17 protein-coding genes are annotated in these 21,112 nt (G+C 71.9%); 8 read left to right on the plus strand and 9 right to left on the minus strand.

From position 1 onward, the window contains the following. Positions 1-79 precede the first annotated feature (79 nt). A complete protein-coding gene (locus J7I98_RS21875; RefSeq protein WP_214922937.1) occupies positions 80-937 on the minus strand; it encodes a DeoR/GlpR family DNA-binding transcription regulator in 858 nt (285 codons plus the stop codon). 195 nt (positions 938-1,132) lie between these two features. Between J7I98_RS21875 and J7I98_RS21880 the strand changes: the two genes are divergently transcribed. Beyond that, entirely contained in the window at positions 1,133-3,499 is a 2,367-nt protein-coding gene (locus J7I98_RS21880) for a hypothetical protein (RefSeq protein ID WP_214922939.1), read from the plus strand. Here J7I98_RS21880 and J7I98_RS21885 read toward each other — a convergent pair. From J7I98_RS21885 to J7I98_RS21900, 4 genes are all read right to left on the minus strand, one after another. Next, positions 3,469-5,883, minus strand: a complete 2,415-nt coding sequence (locus J7I98_RS21885) for a right-handed parallel beta-helix repeat-containing protein (protein ID WP_214922941.1) — start codon at positions 5,881-5,883, stop codon at positions 3,469-3,471. The two genes, J7I98_RS21880 and J7I98_RS21885, sit on opposite strands and share 31 nt — an antisense overlap. A 190-nt stretch (positions 5,884-6,073) precedes the next feature. Then, entirely contained in the window at positions 6,074-6,679 is a 606-nt protein-coding gene (locus J7I98_RS21890; protein WP_214922943.1) for a hypothetical protein, read from the minus strand. A 72-nt stretch (positions 6,680-6,751) separates the two neighbouring features. Then, a complete protein-coding gene (locus J7I98_RS21895) occupies positions 6,752-7,576 on the minus strand; it encodes an MOSC domain-containing protein (protein ID WP_214922956.1) in 825 nt (274 codons plus the stop codon). A gap of 42 nt (positions 7,577-7,618) precedes the next feature. Continuing rightward, the gene (locus J7I98_RS21900) at positions 7,619-8,110 is read right to left on the minus strand and encodes a DUF6643 family protein (protein ID WP_214922963.1); all 492 of its coding nucleotides are present in this window, start codon (positions 8,108-8,110) and stop codon (positions 7,619-7,621) included. Positions 8,111-8,386: 276 nt separating this feature from the next. On the opposite strand from J7I98_RS21900, the gene J7I98_RS21905 reads away from it, so the two are divergent. Continuing rightward, a complete protein-coding gene (locus J7I98_RS21905) occupies positions 8,387-9,682 on the plus strand; it encodes a TerD family protein (protein ID WP_214922965.1) in 1,296 nt (431 codons plus the stop codon). A gap of 16 nt (positions 9,683-9,698) precedes the next feature. Here the strand turns inward: J7I98_RS21905 and J7I98_RS21910 are convergent, their stop codons facing one another. Further along, positions 9,699-10,898, minus strand: a complete 1,200-nt coding sequence (locus tag J7I98_RS21910; RefSeq protein ID WP_214922973.1) for a glycosyltransferase — start codon at positions 10,896-10,898, stop codon at positions 9,699-9,701. Positions 10,899-10,956: 58 nt separating this feature from the next. On the opposite strand from J7I98_RS21910, the gene J7I98_RS21915 reads away from it, so the two are divergent. Next, positions 10,957-11,742 (plus strand): glutamate racemase, encoded by a 786-nt coding sequence (locus J7I98_RS21915; protein ID WP_214922987.1) that lies wholly within the window; start codon positions 10,957-10,959, stop codon positions 11,740-11,742. 54 nt (positions 11,743-11,796) lie between these two features. Further along, positions 11,797-12,351: a hypothetical protein gene (locus J7I98_RS21920; protein ID WP_214922990.1), complete on the plus strand. Its 555-nt coding sequence runs from the start codon at positions 11,797-11,799 to the stop codon at positions 12,349-12,351. Positions 12,352-12,404: 53 nt separating this feature from the next. Here J7I98_RS21920 and J7I98_RS21925 read toward each other — a convergent pair whose 3' ends face one another. After that, positions 12,405-13,484: an O-antigen ligase gene (locus J7I98_RS21925; protein WP_214922992.1), complete on the minus strand. Its 1,080-nt coding sequence runs from the start codon at positions 13,482-13,484 to the stop codon at positions 12,405-12,407. A 183-nt stretch (positions 13,485-13,667) separates the two neighbouring features. On the opposite strand from J7I98_RS21925, the gene lnt reads away from it, so the two are divergent. Genes lnt through J7I98_RS21945 form a run of 4 tightly spaced genes read left to right on the plus strand, consistent with a single transcriptional unit; the run spans position 13,668 to position 18,621 of the window. Beyond that, positions 13,668-15,284 (plus strand): apolipoprotein N-acyltransferase, encoded by a 1,617-nt coding sequence (lnt, locus tag J7I98_RS21930; protein WP_308377884.1) that lies wholly within the window; start codon positions 13,668-13,670, stop codon positions 15,282-15,284. Between the two features lie 23 nt (positions 15,285-15,307). After that, the gene (locus J7I98_RS21935) at positions 15,308-15,787 is read left to right on the plus strand and encodes an NUDIX domain-containing protein (protein WP_214922994.1); all 480 of its coding nucleotides are present in this window, start codon (positions 15,308-15,310) and stop codon (positions 15,785-15,787) included. A 55-nt stretch (positions 15,788-15,842) separates the two neighbouring features. Beyond that, entirely contained in the window at positions 15,843-16,649 is an 807-nt protein-coding gene (locus J7I98_RS21940; RefSeq protein ID WP_214923002.1) for a 3-hydroxybutyrate dehydrogenase, read from the plus strand. A gap of 16 nt (positions 16,650-16,665) precedes the next feature. Continuing rightward, positions 16,666-18,621: a GAF domain-containing protein gene (locus tag J7I98_RS21945; protein WP_214923004.1), complete on the plus strand. Its 1,956-nt coding sequence runs from the start codon at positions 16,666-16,668 to the stop codon at positions 18,619-18,621. Between the two features lie 67 nt (positions 18,622-18,688). Here J7I98_RS21945 and J7I98_RS21950 read toward each other — a convergent pair whose 3' ends face one another. Together J7I98_RS21950 and J7I98_RS21955 are read right to left on the minus strand one after the other, a co-directional pair. Beyond that, the gene (locus J7I98_RS21950; RefSeq protein ID WP_214923011.1) at positions 18,689-20,071 is read right to left on the minus strand and encodes an MFS transporter; all 1,383 of its coding nucleotides are present in this window, start codon (positions 20,069-20,071) and stop codon (positions 18,689-18,691) included. 369 nt (positions 20,072-20,440) lie between these two features. Continuing rightward, positions 20,441-20,878 carry a hypothetical protein gene (locus J7I98_RS21955; RefSeq protein WP_214923016.1) on the minus strand — a complete coding sequence of 146 codons (438 nt, stop codon included), beginning with the start codon at positions 20,876-20,878 and terminating at the stop codon, positions 20,441-20,443. Between the last annotated feature and the right edge of the window lie 234 nt (positions 20,879-21,112).

Consider the following 21,112-nt stretch of genomic DNA (forward strand, 5'->3'; position numbering starts at 1 on the left):
CCCCCAGCGGGTTCGGTGACGGACAGGACAGGACAGGACACGAGTGGTCCCGGGCCCGTACACCGTAACTGTCGGACCGTCAGATGTCTGCGGGCTCCGGATCTGTCTCCTGGGATTCGCCCGCGACCACCAGGCCCGGCAGATGCTCCTCGATCTCCTCGCGGGTCTGCGCGGAGAGCCCGCTGTCCGTGACCAGCGTGTCGACCTCTTCGAGCGTCGCGAACGAACTCAGGCCCACCGTGCCCCACTTGGTGTGATCCGCGACCACGACCACCCGCCGCGCGGACCGCACCAGACGCCGGTTCGTCTCCGCCTCGGCCAGATTCGGGGTGGAAAGACCCGCCTCGACCGAAATCCCGTGCACCCCGAGGAACAGCACATCGAAGTGGAGCGAGCGGATCGCCTGATCGGCGACCGGACCGACGAGTGAGTCCGACGGTGTCCGCACGCCACCGGTGAGCACCACCGTCGCCGCACCGGGCCGCAGCCCGCTGCCCGCGCCCGTGCCCGCGCGCTGAGCGGTGTGGAACACATCCGCGACGCGCACCGAATTGGTCACCACCGTCAGGTCCGGCACCTCCAGCAGATGCTGGGCCAGCGCGTACGTCGTCGTCCCGCCGGACAGCGCGATCGCCGAACCCGGCGCCGCCATCGCCGCGGCCGCCCGCGCGATGTCCTCCTTGGCGCTCAGTTCGAGACCCGACTTCGCCTCGAAACCAGGCTCGTGCGTACTCGCCTCGACCACCGGCACCGCGCCGCCGTGGACCTTCTCCACCACACCCTGGCGGGCCAGCGCGTCCAGGTCCCTGCGGACCGTCATGTCGGAGACATTGAGCTTCCTGGTGAGCTCATTGACCCGGACACCGCCGCGCCGCCTTACCTCGTCGAGGATCAGGGCACGACGCTGCTCGGCGAGCAGGTTCTGATTCTCGGTCACGGACAGGCCGGTCCTTTCGCGTTGGTGAACTCGGTGCGTGCACTGGGGGTTGCTCATCCTCGCACGGGCGCTCGACGGCCGGACCTCGGGGAGATTCGGTGAGAGCCCTGCGGCAGCCGCCCATGATCCGGGATCCTTGAGCGGCGCCGCCGTGCGCGGAACACGATCCTCCCACCACGAGAGCGAGCCACAGAAGTGCCCCGTGTCACACCGTCCCCCACCGACGGCGGAGCCGCGCTCGAACTGCTGGTCCACGGGGTCGGCGGGACCACCCCCGAGGAGATGCTCGGCGATCCGCGCACGGTCCGCGTCACCGGCGACGAGACCGCCGCCGTGTACCGCCGTACCGACGACGCCGAAGCCGGACTCCACCCGGACGAACCGGCACCGGACGAGGCCCGCGACCGGCCGGTCCCGGAGGCGTACGTCTGGTGCAATCTCACCTCGGGCAACGGCGCCCGCGCCCTGTGGCTGCTCCTGCTGCCCTTCATGGTCGCCAATCTCGCGCACTGGATGCAGCCCACCACCGAGGGCCTCAAGAAGACCGTGCGCATGTACGGGGTGCTGGTGCGGCTCGTCGCCCTCAGCCTCACCGTGCTGCTGACCGCCGCCGCCTGCGAGGTCGCCCTCGACCTGGCCGCCTGGCAGTGCGCGGGCTCGCCCGGCTGCTCCCGCGACAAGTCCTGGCTCGGCTTCATGTCCACCGCCCGCGACGGCTGGTGGAGCCAGCCCGGCCGGCGCCTCGCCCTCGCCGCCCTCGTGCCCGTCGCCCTGACCGGCCTCCTCTGGTACCTGTCCAACCGCACCTGGAGCGCGTACGAGTCCCAGCGCCCCCTGCCGCCCGGCGCCGAGCCCGACCCCGACGAGCCGACCGCCCGCCCCGCCCTCGGGATGCCCGGCTTCTGGTACGGCCGCAGGCTCGTCGCCCGGCTGCGCGCCGCCCACACCGCCGCCGGGTTCCTCACCGTCGCCGCGGCGCTCGCCGGCGCCGGAGCCCGCTACGACCGCCGCGCCTCGGGCCCGCTCCTGGAAACCCTCGGCTGGGTCCTCGAACTGACCCTGCTCGCCGGTGGCGCCCTGGTGGTCTGGGTGGTCTGCCGCAGAGGCCGCAGCGAATCCCGCCTCGACCTGAAGCTCGACCAGGCCGTCGTCGCCTGGCTGCCCGGAGCCGCACTCGCCCTGCTGGCCCTGAGCATGCTGTACGCCGCCTGGTCCCGCCCCGACTGGGTCTCAGGAGGCCGACTCCCGGGCGACCGTACATTCGGGATCATCGCCCTCGGTCAGGGCGGCCTCGTCATCGCCCTCGCCGCAGTCGCCCTGGCCATGTACCGGCGGGCGCCCGACGCCCGTACGGTGATGCGCGGACTCGGCGGCCCCGCTGTCGCCATGCTCGCCTGCGCCCTCGGCGGCGTCATGACCGGCGGAGTCGCCCAGCGCGTCGGCGACTGGCTCGACGGCGCGGCCACCCCGGGGGAAGGCGCGGGAGGCGGCTTCGAAGGGCCCCCGGTACTGCTCACCTGGCAGGCGTCGGCCATCCCGCCCCTGCTGGTTGTCCTGCTGGCACTGGGAGCCTTCCTCGCCGTGCGTACTTGGCGCGTGCGCCGCGCACTGACCGGCGAGGTCGAGGCGGACTTCCCGGACGCGGAGCCCGACTCCGTCCGCACCCGCCGTATAGCGGGGACCCGCGCCAGGGCCGCCCTCACCGACTCGGCGCCCTCCATCGTCGGCATTACGGCGGGCACCACACTGCTGCTGGGCGCGGCCGCAGTCGTCGGCGCCTGGGGGACGGGGGAAGTGCCGGGCAGGGCGGCCGAAGGGACGTACGCCTTCATCGCATCGGCGGCCCAGACCGCGCAGGCCCTCGGCTCCTGGCTGATCGGCTTCGGCTTCATACTGTTCGTCACCTGGGGCCGCCGCGCCTACCGCGACGCCGCGGCCCGCCGCACCATCGGCATCCTCTGGGACGTCGGCACCTTCTGGCCGCGCGCGGCGCATCCCTTCGCGCCCCCCTGCTACGCCGAGCGCGCCGTCCCCGACCTCACCTGGCGCATGGCCACCTGGACCGACCGCACCGGCGGACGGCTCGTCATCTCCGGCCACTCGCAGGGCAGCGTCCTGTCGGCGGCCGCGGTCTGGCAACTGCCCCTGCGCACCCGGCGCCGGGTCGCCCTGCTCACGTACGGATCACCGCTGGAGCGGCTGTACGGACGCTGGTTCCCCGCGTACTTCGGCCCCGCCTGCCTGGAGGCCCTGAGCGACGAGGTGCACTGCTGGCGGAACCTGTGGCGGCCCACCGACCCGATCGGCGGCCCGGTGCGCGTCACGGGCGGCGGCCAGGAGCCCGAGGTGGACCGGGCCGCGCTCAAGGACCCGCTCGCCTACGGGCGTACCCGCGAACAGCCGCTGCCCGCCCCCGTACTGGGGCACTCCGACTACCAGGCCGACCCCGAATTCGACCGGGAGAGGACCGCACTGCTCGACCGGCTGCCACCGCCCGCACTGCCCAGGCAGCGGCCGGACGCCCCGCAGGGTCAAGGGAGTTCGGGCAAGTCCTCCGGGTAGAGCAGGGTCAGGTCGTCCGTGTTCATCTCGGTGAGCTGGGCGACCCGGCCCGCGTGCCGCTCCACCATCGACTCGAAGGTCTGGCGGGCGGTACGGCCGTTGCCGAAGGCGGGGCCCTTGGGAAGCTCCGTGAAGTACTTCAGCAGCGCCTCGGCCGTGCCCGCACCCAGCCGGTACTCGTGCTCCTCCGCCTGCTGCTCCACGATCCGCAGCAGCTCGTCGGGCTCGTAGTCGGAGAACCTGATGGTCCGTGAGAAGCGCGACGCCACGCCCGGGTTGACGGACAGGAAGCGCTCCATCTCCGCCGTGTACCCGGCGACGATGACGACGACCGCCTCCCGGTGGTCCTCCATCAGCTTCACGAGCGTGTCGATGGCCTCGCGGCCGAAGTCGCGCCCCGAGTCCTCGGGGGACAGCGCGTACGCCTCGTCGATGAACAGCACACCGCCGCGCGCCCGGTCGAAGGCCTCCTGCGTGCGGATGGCCGTCGAGCCGATGTGCTCGCCGACCAGGTCCACCCGGGACACCTCGACGAGATGACCGCGCTCCAGGACCGCGAGCGAGGCCAGGATCTCGCCGTACAGCCGTGCCACCGTGGTCTTTCCGGTGCCGGGGGAGCCGGTGAAGACCAGATGACGGCGGACCGACGCGGCCTTGAGCCCGGCCTCCTGGCGGCGGCGGCCGATCTCGATCATATCGGTGAGGGCGCGCACCTCGCGCTTGACGCTCTCCAGGCCCACCAGCGCGTCGAGTTCACCGAGGACGGCCTTCGACGAGCGGGCGGGGGCGGCCTCCGGCGCGGGGGCGGGCGCCGTGGGGTGCTCGGCGCGCGGGCCCGGGATCGCGCTCAGCAGCCCGGCGGACTGCGTCGCGGGCAGCACGGCCGGGGCGGCGGCCTCCTGGGCCGTCGACCGTACGCCGCTCTCGTCGCTGGTGCAGTCCTCGACGACCGGTCCGTCCTCGGCGAACTCGTAACCGCCGCGCGCACAGCGCTCCGTCCGGCAGCGGGTCAGCGTCGTGCGGCAGCCGTCGATCACATGGAAGCCGTAGCCACTGCTGCCCTTCACCCGGCAGTTGTGGAAGGTGCCGCGGCCCTCGGCGGAGACGTAGAAACCCGCCTCGGCGGGCGAGGTGACCGTGCAGCGCTCGATGCGGGGATCGGCGCCCTTGGTGACGATGACTCCGGTCTGCGCCGCGTCGATGGTGCAGCCGGAGAGCGTGCCGCCGCTGCCGTGGTCGCGGAACCAGGCGCCGGTCGACGCCTCGCGGATCCGGCAGTCGTCGAGCTGCGCGGTCGCGCCGTCGCTCACGGATACCGCCGTATTGCGCACCTGGGACAGGTCACTGTCGACGACATCGACGCGCGAGCCGCGGTCGAGCACGAAGAGCGCGTCGGGGACGTCGTGGACGCGGCAGGCTTCGAGGACGGCAGTCGCGCCGTCGCTGATCCAGACCGCCGGATAGTCGCCCGTACTGTCGTGGATCTCGCACTGGTTGGCGTCCACCCGCGTGCCTGGGTCCCAGACGGACAGGCCGTTGCGGCCGAAGCGGCGGACCGTGGAGCGGGTGAGGGTGAGGACCGCGCGGGAGCGCAGGTCGATCGCGTTCTCCGGAATGTCGTGGATGTCGCAGTCGGAGAGCGTCAGCACGGCGTCGGTGTCGAGCGTGATGCCGTCGGCCGAAGTGCGGTGCACCGTGCAGTCGGTGAGATGCGCGGCGGCGCGCGCGGTGATCTGCACGCCGGTGCCCTTGATCTCGTACACCTCGCACCCGATGGCCTCGAGGCCGCTGCCCTCGCCGGTGACGGACAGGCCGGCGCCCGAGGTGCGATGGATCCGGCAACGCTCCAGTCGCGGGTGCGCCCCGCCGCGAACGGAGACGCCCGACTGGCCCGCCGCGACCACCTCGCACTCCTCGAACACCCCGCCCGCGCCCTCCAGCACGCCGATGCCGACACCCGCCGGATTGTCGACGGTGCAGCGGCGCACCGTCGGCCGGGCCGCGCCGCGCACCTCTATGCCGACGGCGGAGCGGGTCACGATCCGCAGGTCGACGAGTTCGGGGGTGCCGTCCTCGACGAGCAGGGCGGGGGCGGCGGTGTCCTGGCCCTCGACGTACAGGTCTTGGACCACGGCGGAGGCGCGCACGGTCAGCGCCACACCGTCGGAGGGTGCGATACGGACCGAGCCGACGGTGCCCTCGGGCCCGCGCAGGGTCACAGCACGCTCGACGACAAGGTTTTCCCGGTACGTACCGGGAGCGACGGTGAGGACGTCACCGTCTCCCGCGGCCTCCAGGGCTGCGGCGAGGGAAGCGTACTCGCCTGTGCGGCGCCGCCACCGCGATGTGCCGGTGTGCGTCACCTGGACCGTGCCCTGTGCCATGGCGTTGTTGTGCCCCCACCTTGTGCCGACGATCTGGTCGGTCCACCGTAGCGCGCGCGGCGACGGGGAGTTGACAGGTCACTGATGCTTGGGAGCCGGGCTCTAGGGCCTGTCGTCAAACTCCCTCCCCCAGCCTTCGGCCGGGAGGTGCCCCCAGCCCTTCGGGCGGACGCCGGGAATTTGACAGGCCCTAGCTGCCCGCGCCCGTACGCCCCCAGTCGGGACCTGCCTCTGCCCATGCCTCGTCGAGGCGGGCGTACCGCCGCTGCGTGAGGCGCCATACGACCAGGCGCCTGCCGCCTTCGACGAGCCCCGCGGTGGCCGCTCCCGCGCCGAGCCCCGCGAGAGCGGCGTGGGCGGAGGCCGTGGCACCGTCCAGCGGGCGCTGGACGGACCGGCCCTGCGCGTCCGTCCATATCCGGAACCGGTCGCCCGGCCGCGGGGACCGCTCGCTCATGAAAACCGTCCCGCTGTGCCGGCTTCCGTCGTACGCCATCCAGTTGGCGACGACCCGGGTGTGCGTAGCGCGCTCCGAGGAGATTTCGGGGTCGGGGGCAGCGGCGGGGGAGGGCGCGGCACGGACGACGACGGCCGTCGCCGGGTGGCGCTGCTCGTGCTGGATGCGTACCGACCGGTGTAGCGACTCGCCGGTGAGCGAACCGCAGATCCAGCCCACGGCCGGGGCGGCCACAGCGATGAGCAGCACGGCGGCGAATGCCACCCATGCCTCGACGAGATCGGTCGGGCGGCACAGGGGACTGTGCCGCCGACGCCAGACGCCGACTGCCGTTCGCACGGTCCGCACCCCCTTCCGCGTCCGCCCCTTCAACGCGCCTGCCGCCCCGGCGGGTTCCCGGGCGGGGGGAGGCTATTCGAGTATCTCCACCGGGTCGCCGACGCGGATGGTCCCGGTGTTCTCGGGCACCAGATTCTGACCGAAAAGCAGCTTGTCGCCCGAGCGCCGGTGCCTGGCGAGCGTGCGCAGCGGCTCTTTGCCACGCTCCGCCGTCCGCTGGTCGGTGGTCGTGACGACACAGCGGCCGCAGGGCTTGGCCACCCGGAAGCTGACCTCGCCGATCGCGATCCGCTTCCAGTCGTCCTCGGCCCACGGCGCGGCTCCGTCCACCACCGCGTTCGGCCGGAACCGGCTCATCGGCAGCGGGCCCTCGTCGGCGTGGTCGCCCTGGGCTATCAGGGAGTTGAGAGCGTCGAGCGAGGCGAGTGTGGTGACCAGCAGGGGATAGCCGTCGGCGAGACTCACGGTCTCGCCCGGCTTCGCGTAATCCGGATCGATGGCACGGCGGCTCGCCGGATCGTCGAGATGGACGAGCCGCACCTCGGTGCCCAGATAGTCGCTGAACCAGGCGTGCGCCCCCGCAGCCGCCTCTACAGCCTCGACCTTGTCCTTCCAGATCTCCACGCATGTAGTGCCGGCGGGCTCGGGCACGGCAACGGTGAGGGTCTCCCGCCCGGGCGCGGACAGCCGGATCCCGCCGTCCGGCAGCGGCTCGGCGCGCGCCAGTGCCAGGCTCGGCTGGGGTCGTTGGGTGACCACCTTGCCGTCCGGGTGGACCAGCATCCATCTGCGGTCCCCGGCCGGTCCCCAGGGCTCGACCTTCACCTCGCCCGGCGCACACCCCGCCAGCGACTTGACCGGATAGACATGGACCGCATGGAGAACTGGATTCGGCATGCGGTCAATCCTGCCAGCCAGGTCTGACATCCGTGCGGCCGGTCAGTACCCCCGGCCCTGGTACTGACGGTTGTACGGGTCCTCGTACGGCCCGGCCGCCGGCACAGGACGCTGCGCCGCGGGGCGCATCGCCTCGTACCCGGTGGCAGCCGCCTGGCGGGGCTGCTGCTGCGGGCCGGGGTAGCCGTAGCCGCGCGGGGCCGCGGCCTGCTGCGGGATGTACGGCGCGGGCGCGTGCTGCAGGGGCATCGGCTGGGGCGCCGCCTGCTGCGGGTACCCGTACGAACCCTGCGAGCCGTATGAACCCTGCGAACCGTACGAAGGGGCGTACTGGGAAGGCGCGGACGGGAGGGCGGGGAGCGCGGCCGGGAGTGCCGGCAGGTAGCTGTTCCCGGTGTCGTACGCGGAGGGCACCCGGATAGGAGCAATCTGGGGCGTGCCTCGTTCTGCGACCAGGGAGTCGTAGATCGGGGTGTCCGGGAAGGACGGGGCGGAGTAGTAACCGCCGCCGTAGGTGGCGCGGGGGGACGTCATGGCACCTAAGTTAAGCCGAAGATGTTCTGGTTGGGGAGCCCGATAAGAGGGTTGTTTTACATGCTGCGAGTGACTGCGGATCCCTAATCCGAGCGAACTTGGCAAAATCGGTCGCCGCGCGGCGTTCGGATCGTGTAAAGACCGCCCTGGCCATGGGTTACCCGCGGTCGCGGGCGATCTTGAAACGGCCGCCGTGACGTCTGTGGAACGCTGGGCAATAGGTTGGCCGTACAGAAATCTTCAGACGCCCGGACTTCAGACACCGGGGGACTCGCGATGGGGGCGAGCATGTCCATGCTAAAGGGAACCAATGTGCCGGTGCCGACGCCGAGTGTGCGCGTCGAATTGGGATGGCGTTCAGGCCCCGGAGTGCCGGATGTCGACGCCTCCGCCCTGTTGCTGGTGTCCGGAAAGGTCCGCTCCGACGCGGACTTCGTGTTTTACAACCAGCCCGCGCACGCCTCGGGCGCGGTCAGGCACGACGGCAAGACGCCCGCCGGGGACGGCGTGACGGACACGCTCTCCGTCGACCTGGCGAGCGTGGAGCCGTCCGTCGAGACCGTTGTCGTGGCGGCATCGGCGGACGGCGGCAACTTCGGGCAGGTGCCAGGACTTTACGTACGAATCCTGGATATGGCGAACGGCGCGGAGCTCGCTCGCTTCGACAGCCAGGACGCCACCGTCGAAACGGCCTTCGTCCTCGGCGAGCTCTACCGGCGTCAGGGTGCGTGGAAGTTCCGCGCGGTGGGGCAGGGCTACGACAGCGGCCTGGAAGGCCTGGCCAGGGACTTCGGTATCAGCGTCGACGAGCCCCAGCAGCCGGCCCAGGCCCACGCCCAGCCGCCGGCTCAGCCCACCCAAGCCCCGGCCCAGCCGCTCCAGGCCGCGCCGCCCCAGCCGCCCCAGGCCCCTCCGGCCCCCGCCGCCACCCCCGTACGCCTCACCAAGATCACGCTCACCAAGGAAGCCCCGTCCGTCTCCCTCGCCAAGCAGGGCGGCACCACCGGCACCATGCGCGTGAACCTCAACTGGGAGGTGCGCAAGCAGTTCAAGGGCTGGGGCGCCAAGCTCGGCCGGGCCGTCGCCATGCACAGCGACCTCGACCTCGATCTGTGCGCCCTCTACGAACTCACCGACGGCCGCAAGGGAGTCGTCCAGGCCCTCGGCAACGCCTTCGGCTCGCTGCACCAGCCGCCGTACATCCACCTCGACGGTGACGACCGCACGGGAGCCGTCAGCACCGGCGAGAACCTCACCATCAACCTCGACCACAAGGACAAGCTCCGCCGCGTCATCATCTTCGTCGCCGTGTACGAAGGCGCCCGCTCGTTCGCCGATCTGCACGCCACGGTCACCCTCCAGCCGCAGCACGGAGCCCCCATCGACTTCTCCCTCGACGAGTGCACCGTGCCGTCGACCGTCGCCTCGCTCGCCCTCATCACGAACGAGGACGGAGACCTGACCGTGCGCCGCGAAGCCCGCTATCTCGTACCGGAACGCGGCGTCAGCCCGCAGCGCACCATCGACTACGCCTACGGCTGGGGCATGAACTGGACCCCCGGCAGGAAGTGACGCCTCAACGCTCCGGTCAGCGCTCCGGCGCGGCCTCGGGACGGGAGTACGTACGCCCCTTCCAGGCCGCGCCCCGCCCGCGGTAGTGCTGCACGGCGGAATCGACGGTCATCAGCAGATACAGAACCGCCGTGATCGGCAGCAGCAGAGCCGTCCACAGCGGCTGCCGGTAGTAGCGGAGCATCGGCAGGTACGTCGCTGTCATCACCGCCCACGCCAGGCCGCCCGCCCACGCCGCGATCCCGTCAACCGACAGCAGACCGGCGCAAAGCGTGACCGGGGGCGCGAGATATACCAGCGCGAGCCCCACGACCGTCCCGGCGAGCAGCGGCGGGCTGTACAGGAGCTGGGCGTACGCGCTGCGCGACACCATCCGCCACAGATCGCCGAGCCGCGGATAGGGGCGCACGCTGTCCACGCCCTCCGCGAGCCCCAGCCAGATCCTGCCCCCACTGCGCTGGACGGCCCGCGCAAGTGACACATCGTCGATCACCGCGTGGCGGATGGAGTCCGGCACCCGCGCCCGCACCGCGGCCTCGGTCCGCAGCAGCACACAGCCACCGGCGGCCGCCGCCGTCCGCGCACCCGCCCTGTTCACCCACCGGAAGGGGTAGAGCTGGGAGAAGAAGTAGACGAAGGCAGGTACGACCAGCCGCTCCCACCCGCTGACCACGCGCAGCCGCGCCATCTGGGAGACGAGGTCGAGGCTGTTGGAGCGGGCGGCGGCCACCAGCTCGCGCAGGCTGTCCGGACCGTGCGCGATGTCGGCATCCGTCAGCAGCAGATACTCCGGCTCCGGAGTCTCGGGCTCGCGCGCGCGGGCCAGCGCGATGCCGTGCTTCAGCGCCCAGAGCTTCCCGGTCCAGCCGGGCTCGGGCTCGCCGGGGGAGACCACGGTCAGCGGAAGCCCGCCGTGCCGGGCGGCCAGCTCGCGGGCCAGCGCGCCCGTACCGTCCTGACTGCCGTCGTCGACCAGGAAGATCTCCGCCCGTCCGGGATAGTCCTGTGCGAGAAGCGAAGGCAGGCTCGACGGGAGCACCTCGGCCTCGTCGCGCGCCGGTACGACAACGGCGACATCCGGCCATGTGCCGGGCAGACGGTCCGGCTCGGCGCGCTGCGGAAGCCGCTGATCCGTACGCCAGAAGAAGCCCTGGCCCAGCAGCAGCCACACCCATGCGGCCAGTGATCCCACAGCAATCCACGCAATGGCGCTCATCCGCCGAAGTCTGCCCCACCCCGGCCGGGGTGGGAGGGCAGTCGACTATGGTGACCGGGTGAAGATCGCGCTCATGGACTCGGGAATCGGCTTGCTGGCAGCGGCCGCCGTTGTACGCCGGCTGCGGCCCGACGCCGCTCTGGTCCTCTCCTCCGCCCCCGACAGCATGCCGTGGGGGCCACGGACGCCCGCCGATGTCACCGCGCACGCGCTCGCCGTGGCACGCGCCGCCGCCGCGCACCGGCCGGACGCCCTGATCGTGGCCTGCAACACCGCTTCCGTGCACGCTCTGCCCGCGCTCCGCGCAGAGCTGGAGCCCGGGATTCCGGTCATCGGCACCGTGCCCGCGATCAAGCCGGCCGCCGCGGGCGGCGGACCCATCGCCATCTGGGCCACCCCCGCCACCACGGGCAGCCCCTACCAGCGAGGCCTCATCCGTGACTTCGCCGATGGCGTCACGGTCACCGAGGTGCCCTGCCCCGGTCTCGCCGACGCGGTGGAGCACGCCGACGAGGAGGCCATCGACCGGGCCGTCGCCGCGGCAGCCGCCCTCACCCCGGCCGATGTAAGGGCCGTCGTCCTGGGCTGTACCCATTACGAACTGGTCGCCGAGCGCATCCGCGCCGCCGTCCAGCCGCCCGGCGCACCCCCCGTGGTGCTGCACGGCTCCGCCGGTGCCGTCGCCGCGCAGGCACTGCGCCGCATCGGGGCGCAGCCCGCCCCCGAGGCCACGCCCGGCGGCGGGCTCACCGTGCTGCTCGGCGGAAGCGACTCCGCCCTGCCGGGACCGGCCCTCGCGTACGCCGAAGGCAGGCTGCTGGAAGCCGTCAGCACCGTGCGCTGACCGGGGCCCGGCGCGGCACTGCCCGGAACGCTGAACGTGAGTACGCTGCTACGCATGAGGGACCACCCCAACGGCGAGGGGCTTGCCGCGAAGCCCGCTCTCCCGATCTGGACCGGTCGCGCGACCAACCGCGCACAGTGGCTGCTCGCAACCGCGGGCGTCGCCTGCCTGGCGTTCGGCATCGTGCTGGCCGTCGATGCCTCGTGGACGAATGTGCCCCTGGTGATGTCGATCGTCGGCTGCCTCGCGGTGGGCGTGCTCATGCTCTTCGGGACCCTGGCTTTCGTCCATGTGGCGGTCAAGGTCTACAGCGATGTGGTCGAGGTGCGCTGCGGCCACTTGGGTCTGCCCCGTCGGCGTATCCGGCTCGACCATGTGGCGGGCGCCGAATTCGCCCCGAGCCTCACACCCCGGCATTGGGGCGGCTGGGGCTACCGCTGGCGCCCCGACCTGGGGGTCGGCATGATCGTCCGTGAAGGCGAGGGCGTCATCCTCAAGCTCGGGGACGGCGGGACGTTCTCGGTGACCGTGGACGATGCGCAGACCGCGGTACGCGTTATCCGTGGCCGACTGGGCCTCGGCACCACGGGCAAGGCCGCCGGGGCCTGATCCCCCGGACGGACGTACCTGTCACCTGTATGAACCTGTACGTCCCTACCTCCCTACGTTTGACGGCTGCGCGGCCGCGCCCCCGCCCCGGATACGGCGACCGCGTCCGCCCCGTCCTCGCCCAGCTGCCGCGCGGTCGCCAGACCCGCCAGCAGACCGGCGCCCGCCGTCACCTGCGTAAAGCTCAGCGCGTTGCCGATGCCAGCCAGGGCCGCCAGCGCGGTCAGGGCCGCCGCGGCCGTCAGGGCCACCGGTGTGGACCGGGGCGAGCGCCACAGCCCGTACAGCATCCAGGCGAACGCGGCGCCCAGCAGCACGACCCCCGGGATCCCCTGTTCGGCGGCCTGCTGCAACGGCGCCGAGTGGGGCTTGCCGTCGGCGCCGGGCGTCTGCCGGGCGGTCGGGCTCAGCCTGCCGAACCGGTCGGGACCCGTGCCGCGCGCCGGATTCTCCTTTGCCAGAGCGATCGCGTCCCGCCACAGCAGCACCCGGTTCGTGCTCAGCCGGCCCTCCAGCGAGACGGTCAGCCCGTCGGGCAGCGCATCCTCCGCCACCGCCCATGAACCCCCCACCACGAGTCCCGCCGCCAGCGCCAGCCCCGCCAGTCCCACCGCCCTGCGATGCGCCCGGGCCGCCGCCAGGGAACAGAGGAGTACGCCGAGCGCCGCCGCGAACCCGGCGACAGAGCCGAGCAGCAGCGCCGTGACCGCGATGCCGAGGGCCAGCAGCCGAAGCCCGAGCCGTAGTGGATACGGCCGCGCTGCCCAGGCCGCACAGCAGGCGGCGCCCGAGGCGAGAGCCAGCAGCGCGGCGGTCGCGCCCGTACTCCCGGGGGCAGTGACCGGGTCTGCACCGGCCATTCCGGATCCGGGCAGCGAGGCGACGGCCAGGCAGAGTGCGGCGAGGGAAGCGGCAGACGCGGCGGCGACCGGCAGCAGTGAGCCGCAGATCCGGCCGCACGCGTAACCCCCGGCGACGGCGAGCACGGCGAGCAGGACGCCCTCCGGCCTGGCGTCCCTGCCCGTGGCGGCGATCAGCGACCAGACGGCGCAGCCGCCCAGGATCACGACACCGGCGCCATCGGTGATGCCGCCGCGTTCGCGCGCGACGGACCGTACGGCCTGTGCAGCCATCCCCGTCGACCCCCCGACATGTGACGGGCCCCGCTCACCACGGCTGAATCCGGCCGGTGGCAGGGACTGGCGCACACCGTAACGGTAGGGACACGGGTTTGTGTACAGATTGCGCAGGAACGTTGCATCAGCCGCCGGGACCGGACTCCCGGTGCCCCGCCCGGCCACCGTAGACTCCCCGGCGTGAGCGCCACCCGCACCGCCGTAGACGAGCCAGCACAGCTGGCCCCGCAGTCCGCCCCCACCCACCGCGGGAGAACAATGCTGCGCCGGCTCGTGGCTTCGTCGGCCGCCGCACTGTCCGGCCTGCTCCTGTACGCGAGCTTCCCGCCCCGCCCGCTCTGGTGGCTGGTATTGCCCGGCTTCGCCCTGCTCGCCTGGTGCCTGTACGGGCGACGCCTGCGGGCCGCGTTCGGACTCGGCTATCTGGCCGGGCTCGGCTTCCTCCTTCCCCTCCTTGTCTGGACGGGCGAAGAGGTCGGCCCGGGACCGTGGCTGGCGCTCGCCGCAGTAGAGGCGGTTTTCGTCGCACTGTGCTGCGTGGGCATCGCCGCCGTGACCCGGCTGCCGGCCTGGCCGGTGTGGGCCGCCGCGGTGTGGGTCCTGGGCGAGGCGGTCCGCGCCCGGGTGCCCTTCGGCGGCTTCCCCTGGGGCAAGGTCGCCTTCGGCCAGGCGGACAGCGTCTTCCTGCCCCTCGCGGCGCTGGGCGGCACCCCTGTACTCGGGTTCGCGGTCGCCCTGTGCGGCTTCGGCCTCTACGAACTGGTGCGCCAGGCCCGTACGCACCGGAGCACGGGTCAACTGCCCCGCCGGACCGCCGCCCTCGCGGCGCTGACCGTACTCGTCCCCGTGACGGCGGCCCTCGCAGCGCGCCCGCTGGTCACCGACACAGCCGAGGACGGGACCGCCACCGCGGCGGTCATCCAGGGCAATGTGCCGCGCATGGGACTCGACTTCAACGCCCAGCGCCGCGCCGTCCTCGACAACCACGCGCGGCGTACGGTCGAGCTCGCCGACGACGTCAAGGCGGGCAAGGAGCCGAAGCCGGACTTCGTCCTGTGGCCGGAGAACTCCTCGGACATCGACCCCTACCGCAACGCAGACGGCCGCTCGGTCATCGACAACGCGGCCAAGGCCATCGGCGTGCCGATCGCTGTCGGCGCGGTCGTTGCCCCGGACACCGGGCCGCTGCGCAACACCCAGATTCTTTGGGACCCCGAGCGCGGCCCCCAGGACACGTACGACAAGCGGCAGATCCAGCCCTTCGGCGAATACATCCCGCTGAGGCCCGTCGTCCGGTTCTTCAGCGAGAGCTACGTCGACATGGTCCGCCGGGACTTCGGACGCGGCACCAAGCCGGGCGTGTTCGACATGGGCGGCACCAAAGTGGGCCTGGCGACCTGCTACGAGGCGGCCTTCGACTGGGCGGTGCGGGACGCCGTCATGGGCGGCGCCCAGGTCATCTCGGTGCCCAGCAACAACGCCACCTTCGGGCGCAGCGAGATGACATACCAGCAGCTGGCGATGTCCCGGGTCCGTGCCGTCGAGCACGGCAGGGCCGTCCTCGTTCCCGTCACGAGCGGGGTCAGCGCCGTCATCCAGCCGGACGGCGACGTCGTTCAGAAGACGGAGATCTTCACGCCGGACGCGCTGGTCGCCGAGGTGCCGCTGCGCTCCTCGCTGACGCCCGCGACCCGCCTCGGCACGATCCCCGAAGGGGCACTGGCACTGCTCGCCGCGGCCGGTCTCGGCTGGGCCGTCCTGCTCGGGGCACGGGCCCGTCGGCGTACGTCCGCATGACGGACGGCCGTTAGGGTCGGGCCATGCCAACCCCAGAGTTCATCCGCGAGATCCGGGCCACCGCAGGCCACCAGCTCCTCTTCCTGCCGGGCGTCAGCGCCATCGTCTTCGACGACGAGGGAAGAGTGCTGCTGGGGCGTCGCGCCGACACCGGCAAGTGGTCGATCATCGGCGGGATTCCGGAGCCGGGGGAGCAGCCTGCGGCGACCGCCGAGCGCGAGGTGTACGAGGAGACGGCCGTACGGTGCGTGGCCGAGCGGGTCGTCCTCGTCCAGGGGCTCCAGCCGGTCCAGTACCCGAACGGCGACCAGTGCCAGTACATGGACATCACCTTCCGGTGCCGGGCCGTCGGCGGTGAGGCGCGCGTCAACGACGACGAGTCGCTGGAGGTCGGCTGGTTCTCGGTGGACGCGCTCCCGGAACTCCACGAGTTCGGGTACCTGAGGATCAAGCAGGCGCTCACCGACGCACCCACATGGTTCGAGCCCACCCTCCAGCCCTGAAGTATGGGTGGCGGCCACATCGGTCGCACGCGGAGCGCTGCCTAGGGTCGTGGGCATGACCGCGCCCACCACACCCCCACGCCATGCCGCAGCACTCGACCTCGGCGGCCGTACCGCGCTCGTCACCGGCGCGGCGGGAGGCATCGGCCGCGCCTGCGCGCTGCGCCTTGCCGCCGCCGGAGCCAAGGTCAGAGCGGTGGACCGGGACGCGGCGGGGCTCGACGCCCTCGTCGGGCAGGCGGCGGAGCTTGCGGGCCTCACGGGCGCCGTGGAAGCGCACCCCCTGGACCTCACCGACCTCGACGCGGCCGAGCAGGCGGCGGCCGGCACGGACATCCTCGTCAACAACGCCGGGCTGCAACTGGTCCGCCCCATCGAGGCGTTCCCGCCCGATGTCTTCCACACCGTCCTCACTGTGATGCTCGAAGCCCCGTTCCGGCTGATCAGGGGCGCGCTGCCGCACATGTACGGGCAGCGGTGGGGCCGTATCGTCAACATCTCCTCCGTGCACGGACTGCGCGCCTCCGCGTACAAATCGGCGTACGTCGCCGCCAAGCACGGCCTCGAAGGGCTCTCCAAGACCGCCGCACTCGAAGGCGCCGAGCACGGCGTCACATCGAACTGCGTCAGCCCCGGCTACGTACGCACCCCGCTCGTCCAGCGACAGCTCGCCGATCAGGCGGCCGCCCACGGACTGCCGGAGGAACGCGTCCTGGCCGACGTCCTGCTCAAGGACTCCGCGCTCAAACGCCTGGTCGAACCGGACGAGGTCGCCGAAGCGGTCGCCTACCTGTGCGGCGCCCACGCGTCGTTCATCACCGGAATTTCACTGCCCCTCGACGGCGGCTGGACCGCTCACTAGCTGGTTGAGTGTGTCCATGTCCCCCGATCAACCCGCCCGCCGCGATCATCCCGATCACCCCGCTCATCGCGATCACGCTCAGAGCAGCAGCGAAGCGCCCTACCTGGAGCTCCTCGCGCGCGGGGCCGCCCCCGACGCCTACGAGCGACCTGTGCTGGTCGCCCGCGCGGACGGCGCGTCGTCCGAGACGATCGCCGCCCTGGAAGCCGCGAAGCACCAGGCGCTGCGGGTACGCGCCGAGCTGGAGGGGCGGCGGCGTCGCGAGGCCGAACTGTCCGCGCTGTACGAGACCGCGCACGACCTGGCCGGGCTGCGTGATCTCGACGCCGTACTCGCGGCCATCGTGCAGCGGGCCCGCTCGCTGCTGGGCACGGAGGTCGCGTACCTCAGCCTCAACGACCCGGTGGCGGGTGACACGTACATGCGCGTGACCGAAGGGTCCGTGTCGGCGCGCTTCCAGGAACTGCGGCTCGGCATGGGCGAGGGCCTCGGCGGGCTCGTCGCCCAGACCGCCCGCCCCTATGCCACCGAGAGCTACTTCGACGACCCGCGCTTCCAGCACACCGGGATCATCGACTCGGGCGTACGCGACGAAGGGCTCGTCGCGATCCTCGGCGTACCCCTGACGCTGGGCAGCCAGGTGATCGGCGTCCTCTTTGCCGCCGACCGCCGCGCCCGCGTCTTCGAACGCGAACAGATCGCCCTGCTGGGGTCGTTCGCGGCCCACGCCGCCGTCGCGATCGACACGGCCAACCTCCTGGCCGAGACGAGGTCGGCGCTCGCCGAGCTGGAGAAGGCCAACGAGATCATCCGCGACCGCAGCGGCGTCATCGAGCGCGCGTCCGACGTGCACGACAGGCTCACCGAACTGGTGCTGCGCGGCGGCGGAGTGCACGACGTCACGAGCGCGGTCTCCGAAGTGCTGGACGGGACGGTCGAGTTCACGGACACGGGCGTCGATCCCGCCGGGGCCGGCGGTCACGCCGTACGGCGCGGCGACGACTGGGTCGCCACCGTCTCGGCCGGCGGCGAACTCCTGGGCGCACTCGTCCTGCACGGCCACCCCGCCCTGGACCCCGTCGACCAGCGCACGCTCGAACGCGCCGCCATGGTGACGTCGTTGCTGCTGCTGGCCCGCCGCTCGGCGGGCGAGGCCGAGCAGCGCGTACGCGGCGAACTCCTCGACGACCTGCTCGACGCCCCCGACCGCGAACCCCGCCTCCTGCACGAACGTGCAGCCCGGCTGCACGCCGACCTCGACGCGCCCCATGTGGTCCTCGCGGCCCGCATCGAAGCGCCGTACTCGGCCACCGCAGACCGGGAGAGCGCAGACCGCCAACGGCTCTGGTCCGCCGCCTCGCACCTGGCGGCGACCCGGCACGGCCTGGCCGCGGCCCGTGACGGCGGCACTGTACTGCTGCTCCCGCTGAGCACCGGCGACAGTGCGACGGCCCTCGCCGGGCAGGCCGCGAAGCACCTGGGCGGCGCGCTGCACGAGCCCGTCACGGTGGGAGCGTCGGCGCCGGTCGACGCACCGGCTGCTCGTCCGGGTGCGATAGCCGGGGCGTACGAGGAAGCCCGCCGCTGCCTCGACGCGCTTCGGCTGCTCGGTCGCTCGGGGGAGGGCGCGGCGGCGGAGGACTTCGGCTTCCTGGGCCTGCTGCTCGCGGACGGCCGGGACAGCCGCGCCGGCAGCGCCATCGAGGGGTTTGTCCGGCGCACGATCGGCGAGGTGGTCGAGTACGACCGGCGCCGCGGCACCGACCTGATCCGCACCCTCGACGCGTACTTCGCGTGCGGGATGAGCCCGGCCCGTACGAAGGACGAACTCCACGTCCACGTCAACACGGTGGCGCAGCGCCTGGAACGGATCGGCAGGCTGCTGGGCCAGGACTGGCAGTCGCCAGCCCGCGCGCTGGAAGTCCAACTGGCGTTGCGATTGCACGGGTTGGCGTCGGCGGTGACGCGCTGAGGACGGACATGCAAAGGCGCGCGTGAAGGCTACAGGGCCTCCACGCGCGCCTTTCTGTCTGCTCGACTCAGACGCTACGAGCACCGGCGACCGGGGCATCGGAGATACCCTGGGCCGGTCCGGCCTCGATGTCCCCCAGGTCCCGGTTCCGGGTCTCCTTCGCGCACGCCACGGCGACGATCGTGATCAGCGTGGCTGCGATGACGTGCAGGGCGATCGGGGTGGAGCTGCCGTAGTCCACGAGGAGGGCGGTGGCGATCAGCGGAGCGGGAGCGCCGGCGGCGACCGAGGCGAACTGGGCGCCGATGGAGGCGCCCGAGTAGCGCATGCGGGTCGCGAACATCTCCGAGAAGAAGGCCGCCTGCGGTGCGTACATCGCCCCGTGGAAGACCAGTCCGACGGTGACGGCGAGGAGGAGATTCCCGAAGCTCTTGGTGTCGATGAGCATGAAGAACGGGAACATCCAGAGGCCGACGCCGATCGCGCCGAGCAGATAGACGGGCCTGCGGCCCACCTGGTCCGAAAGGGCTCCCCAGGCGGGGATCACCGCGAAGTGGACTGCGGAGGCGATCAGTACGGCATTGAGTGCTGTCTGCTTGCTCAGCTCCGCCGCGGTCGTCGCGTAGACGAGGATGAATGCGGTGATGACGTAATAGCTGATGTTCTCGGCCATACGGGCGCCCATTGCGACCAGCACATCGCGCCAGTGGTGGCGCAGGACAGCGATGATCGGCATCTTGTCGGCGCGCGCCTCGGCTCCTTTGCGGGCCTCGGCCTGCGCCAGCGCGGCTTTGAATACCGGGGATTCATCGACAGAGAGACGAATCCACAGGCCGACGATCACCAGCACGCCGGACAGCAGGAACGGTATGCGCCAGCCCCACGCGAGGAACGCGGACTCCGACAGCAGCGCGGTCAGCGCGGAGAGCACCCCGGTGGCGAGCAACTGCCCGGCGGGCGCCCCGGTTTGCGGCCACGACGCCCAGAAGCCACGGCGCCCCGCGTCCCCGTGCTCGGACACCAGCAGTACGGCCCCGCCCCATTCGCCACCGAGGGCGAAGCCCTGCACCAGACGGAGCACGGTGAGCAGGACGGGAGCGGCGGAGCCGATGGTGGCGTGGGTGGGCAGCAGCCCGATCGCGAAGGTGGCGCCGCCCATCACCAGCAGACTCAGCACCAGCAGCTTTTTGCGGCCGAGGCGGTCACCGTAGTGCCCGAAGACGAGCGCCCCTATCGGCCTGGCCGCGAAGCCGACGGCGTAGGTCAGAAAGGACAGCAGGGTCCCGACGAGGGGGTCCGAGCCGGGAAAGAACAGCTTGTTGAATACCAGAGCGGCGGCGGACCCGTACAAGAAAAAGTCGTACCACTCGATGGTGGTCCCGATGAGGCTCGCGGCGACAATGCGCTTGAGTGAACTGGGCGTTGGCGGAGCGGTTGCTGGGGCGGCCATGAGTACCACTTCCGGACAGTTGGCGGGGACGTTCCGTGTCGCCACACCGTAGAAACGCGCAGGTCAGCGGCCCATGTGGCGGGACACCATAGTTCTCGGTACGGCTGTGCCCGCGGCCACCATGACAGGCACTTGGACGCTGGGAGGTCCCGGGAGCGTTTTCACGGTCGCGTGGAAGGACCCTCGTGCACGGATGGAACTGTGCGTCCCGGACGAGAAGGGCCGATACGCGCCGGCCCAGGCACGATTTCTGCAGGAGCAGTTGAGCGCGCGTCGGCCCCGCCTCCAGAACGCAACCGCCGCAGTCCGACCGGTGTGGTGTACGCACCGGTCACTGCGGCGGCAGTGGTTTCCGCGGGGAGGACAGTGTTACTGACTGGTAGGCGCCGACATGTGCAGCAGTCGTTCGGTGATCTCCCGGTATTGCCTGAGCGCGAGCCGTAGTTCCTCGGTCTGTGCATCGGTGTCCTGGTCCTGCCAGCTTGCGTGCAGGACGCGGCGCCGTTCGGTGAGGGTGTTGGTGAACTGGGTGGCGATGTCGTCGAAGACGGCGTCGGCCTCCTCCACCGCCTTGTGTGGGCTGTCGACGAAGTTGTTCAGGGCCTGTTGGAGGCGCAGGGAGAGTTTGTCCCGTTCGCCCTGCGGGACCAGTTCCGGGCCCGGCGGGCGATCGGGGCGGTCCGCGGTGGTGCCGCGCTCACGCTGTGCGTCAGCGGATTCGGTGCTGGGTGTCTGCGGGGGGCGAGGGGGCGCGGGATTCGGGCTTCCGGTCTGGGGGTGCGGTGCGTGTTCGGCGTTGTGTGACATCAGGTGCTGCTTCCCTTCGCGTGGCGTCGGTTCAGTGCCCACGGCGCGTGGCCGCGGTCGTCGGGGGACTGGGGGGGGGGGGGGGGGGGGGGCCGGGGCCGCCCGCCGCCGCCGCGGCCCCGCTGTCCGGTGGCAACTGCCCTTAGGAGGCTGCGCCGCACACCCCCGCCCCCCCCTTAACCTGCCGCCTCCGCTCCCCGGGCGCGCGGCACGTCCGGTCGGCGGGCGGCCGCG

It is taken from the genome of Streptomyces sp. ISL-98 (genome assembly GCF_018614055.1).
Classification (GTDB): domain Bacteria; phylum Actinomycetota; class Actinomycetes; order Streptomycetales; family Streptomycetaceae; genus Streptomyces; species Streptomyces spiramyceticus.

Excerpts from the sequence above, each read along its gene's own strand:
- J7I98_RS21945 (WP_214923004.1), top strand. The coding sequence starts at position 16,666 with ATGTCCCCCGATCAACCCGCCCGCCGCGATCATCCCGATCACCCCGCT.
- J7I98_RS21905 (WP_214922965.1), top strand. The coding sequence starts at position 8,387 with ATGGGGGCGAGCATGTCCATGCTAAAGGGAACCAATGTGCCGGTGCCG.
- J7I98_RS21950 (WP_214923011.1), bottom strand. The coding sequence starts at position 20,071 with ATGGCCGCCCCAGCAACCGCTCCGCCAACGCCCAGTTCACTCAAGCGC.
- J7I98_RS21925 (WP_214922992.1), bottom strand. The coding sequence starts at position 13,484 with ATGGCTGCACAGGCCGTACGGTCCGTCGCGCGCGAACGCGGCGGCATC.
- J7I98_RS21940 (WP_214923002.1), top strand. The coding sequence starts at position 15,843 with ATGACCGCGCCCACCACACCCCCACGCCATGCCGCAGCACTCGACCTC.
- J7I98_RS21895 (WP_214922956.1), bottom strand. The coding sequence starts at position 7,576 with ATGCCGAATCCAGTTCTCCATGCGGTCCATGTCTATCCGGTCAAGTCG.
- J7I98_RS21920 (WP_214922990.1), top strand. The coding sequence starts at position 11,797 with ATGAGGGACCACCCCAACGGCGAGGGGCTTGCCGCGAAGCCCGCTCTC.
- J7I98_RS21935 (WP_214922994.1), top strand. The coding sequence starts at position 15,308 with ATGCCAACCCCAGAGTTCATCCGCGAGATCCGGGCCACCGCAGGCCAC.
- J7I98_RS21955 (WP_214923016.1), bottom strand. The coding sequence starts at position 20,878 with ATGTCACACAACGCCGAACACGCACCGCACCCCCAGACCGGAAGCCCG.
- J7I98_RS21910 (WP_214922973.1), bottom strand. The coding sequence starts at position 10,898 with ATGAGCGCCATTGCGTGGATTGCTGTGGGATCACTGGCCGCATGGGTG.
- J7I98_RS21885 (WP_214922941.1), bottom strand. The coding sequence starts at position 5,883 with ATGGCACAGGGCACGGTCCAGGTGACGCACACCGGCACATCGCGGTGG.
- J7I98_RS21900 (WP_214922963.1), bottom strand. The coding sequence starts at position 8,110 with ATGACGTCCCCCCGCGCCACCTACGGCGGCGGTTACTACTCCGCCCCG.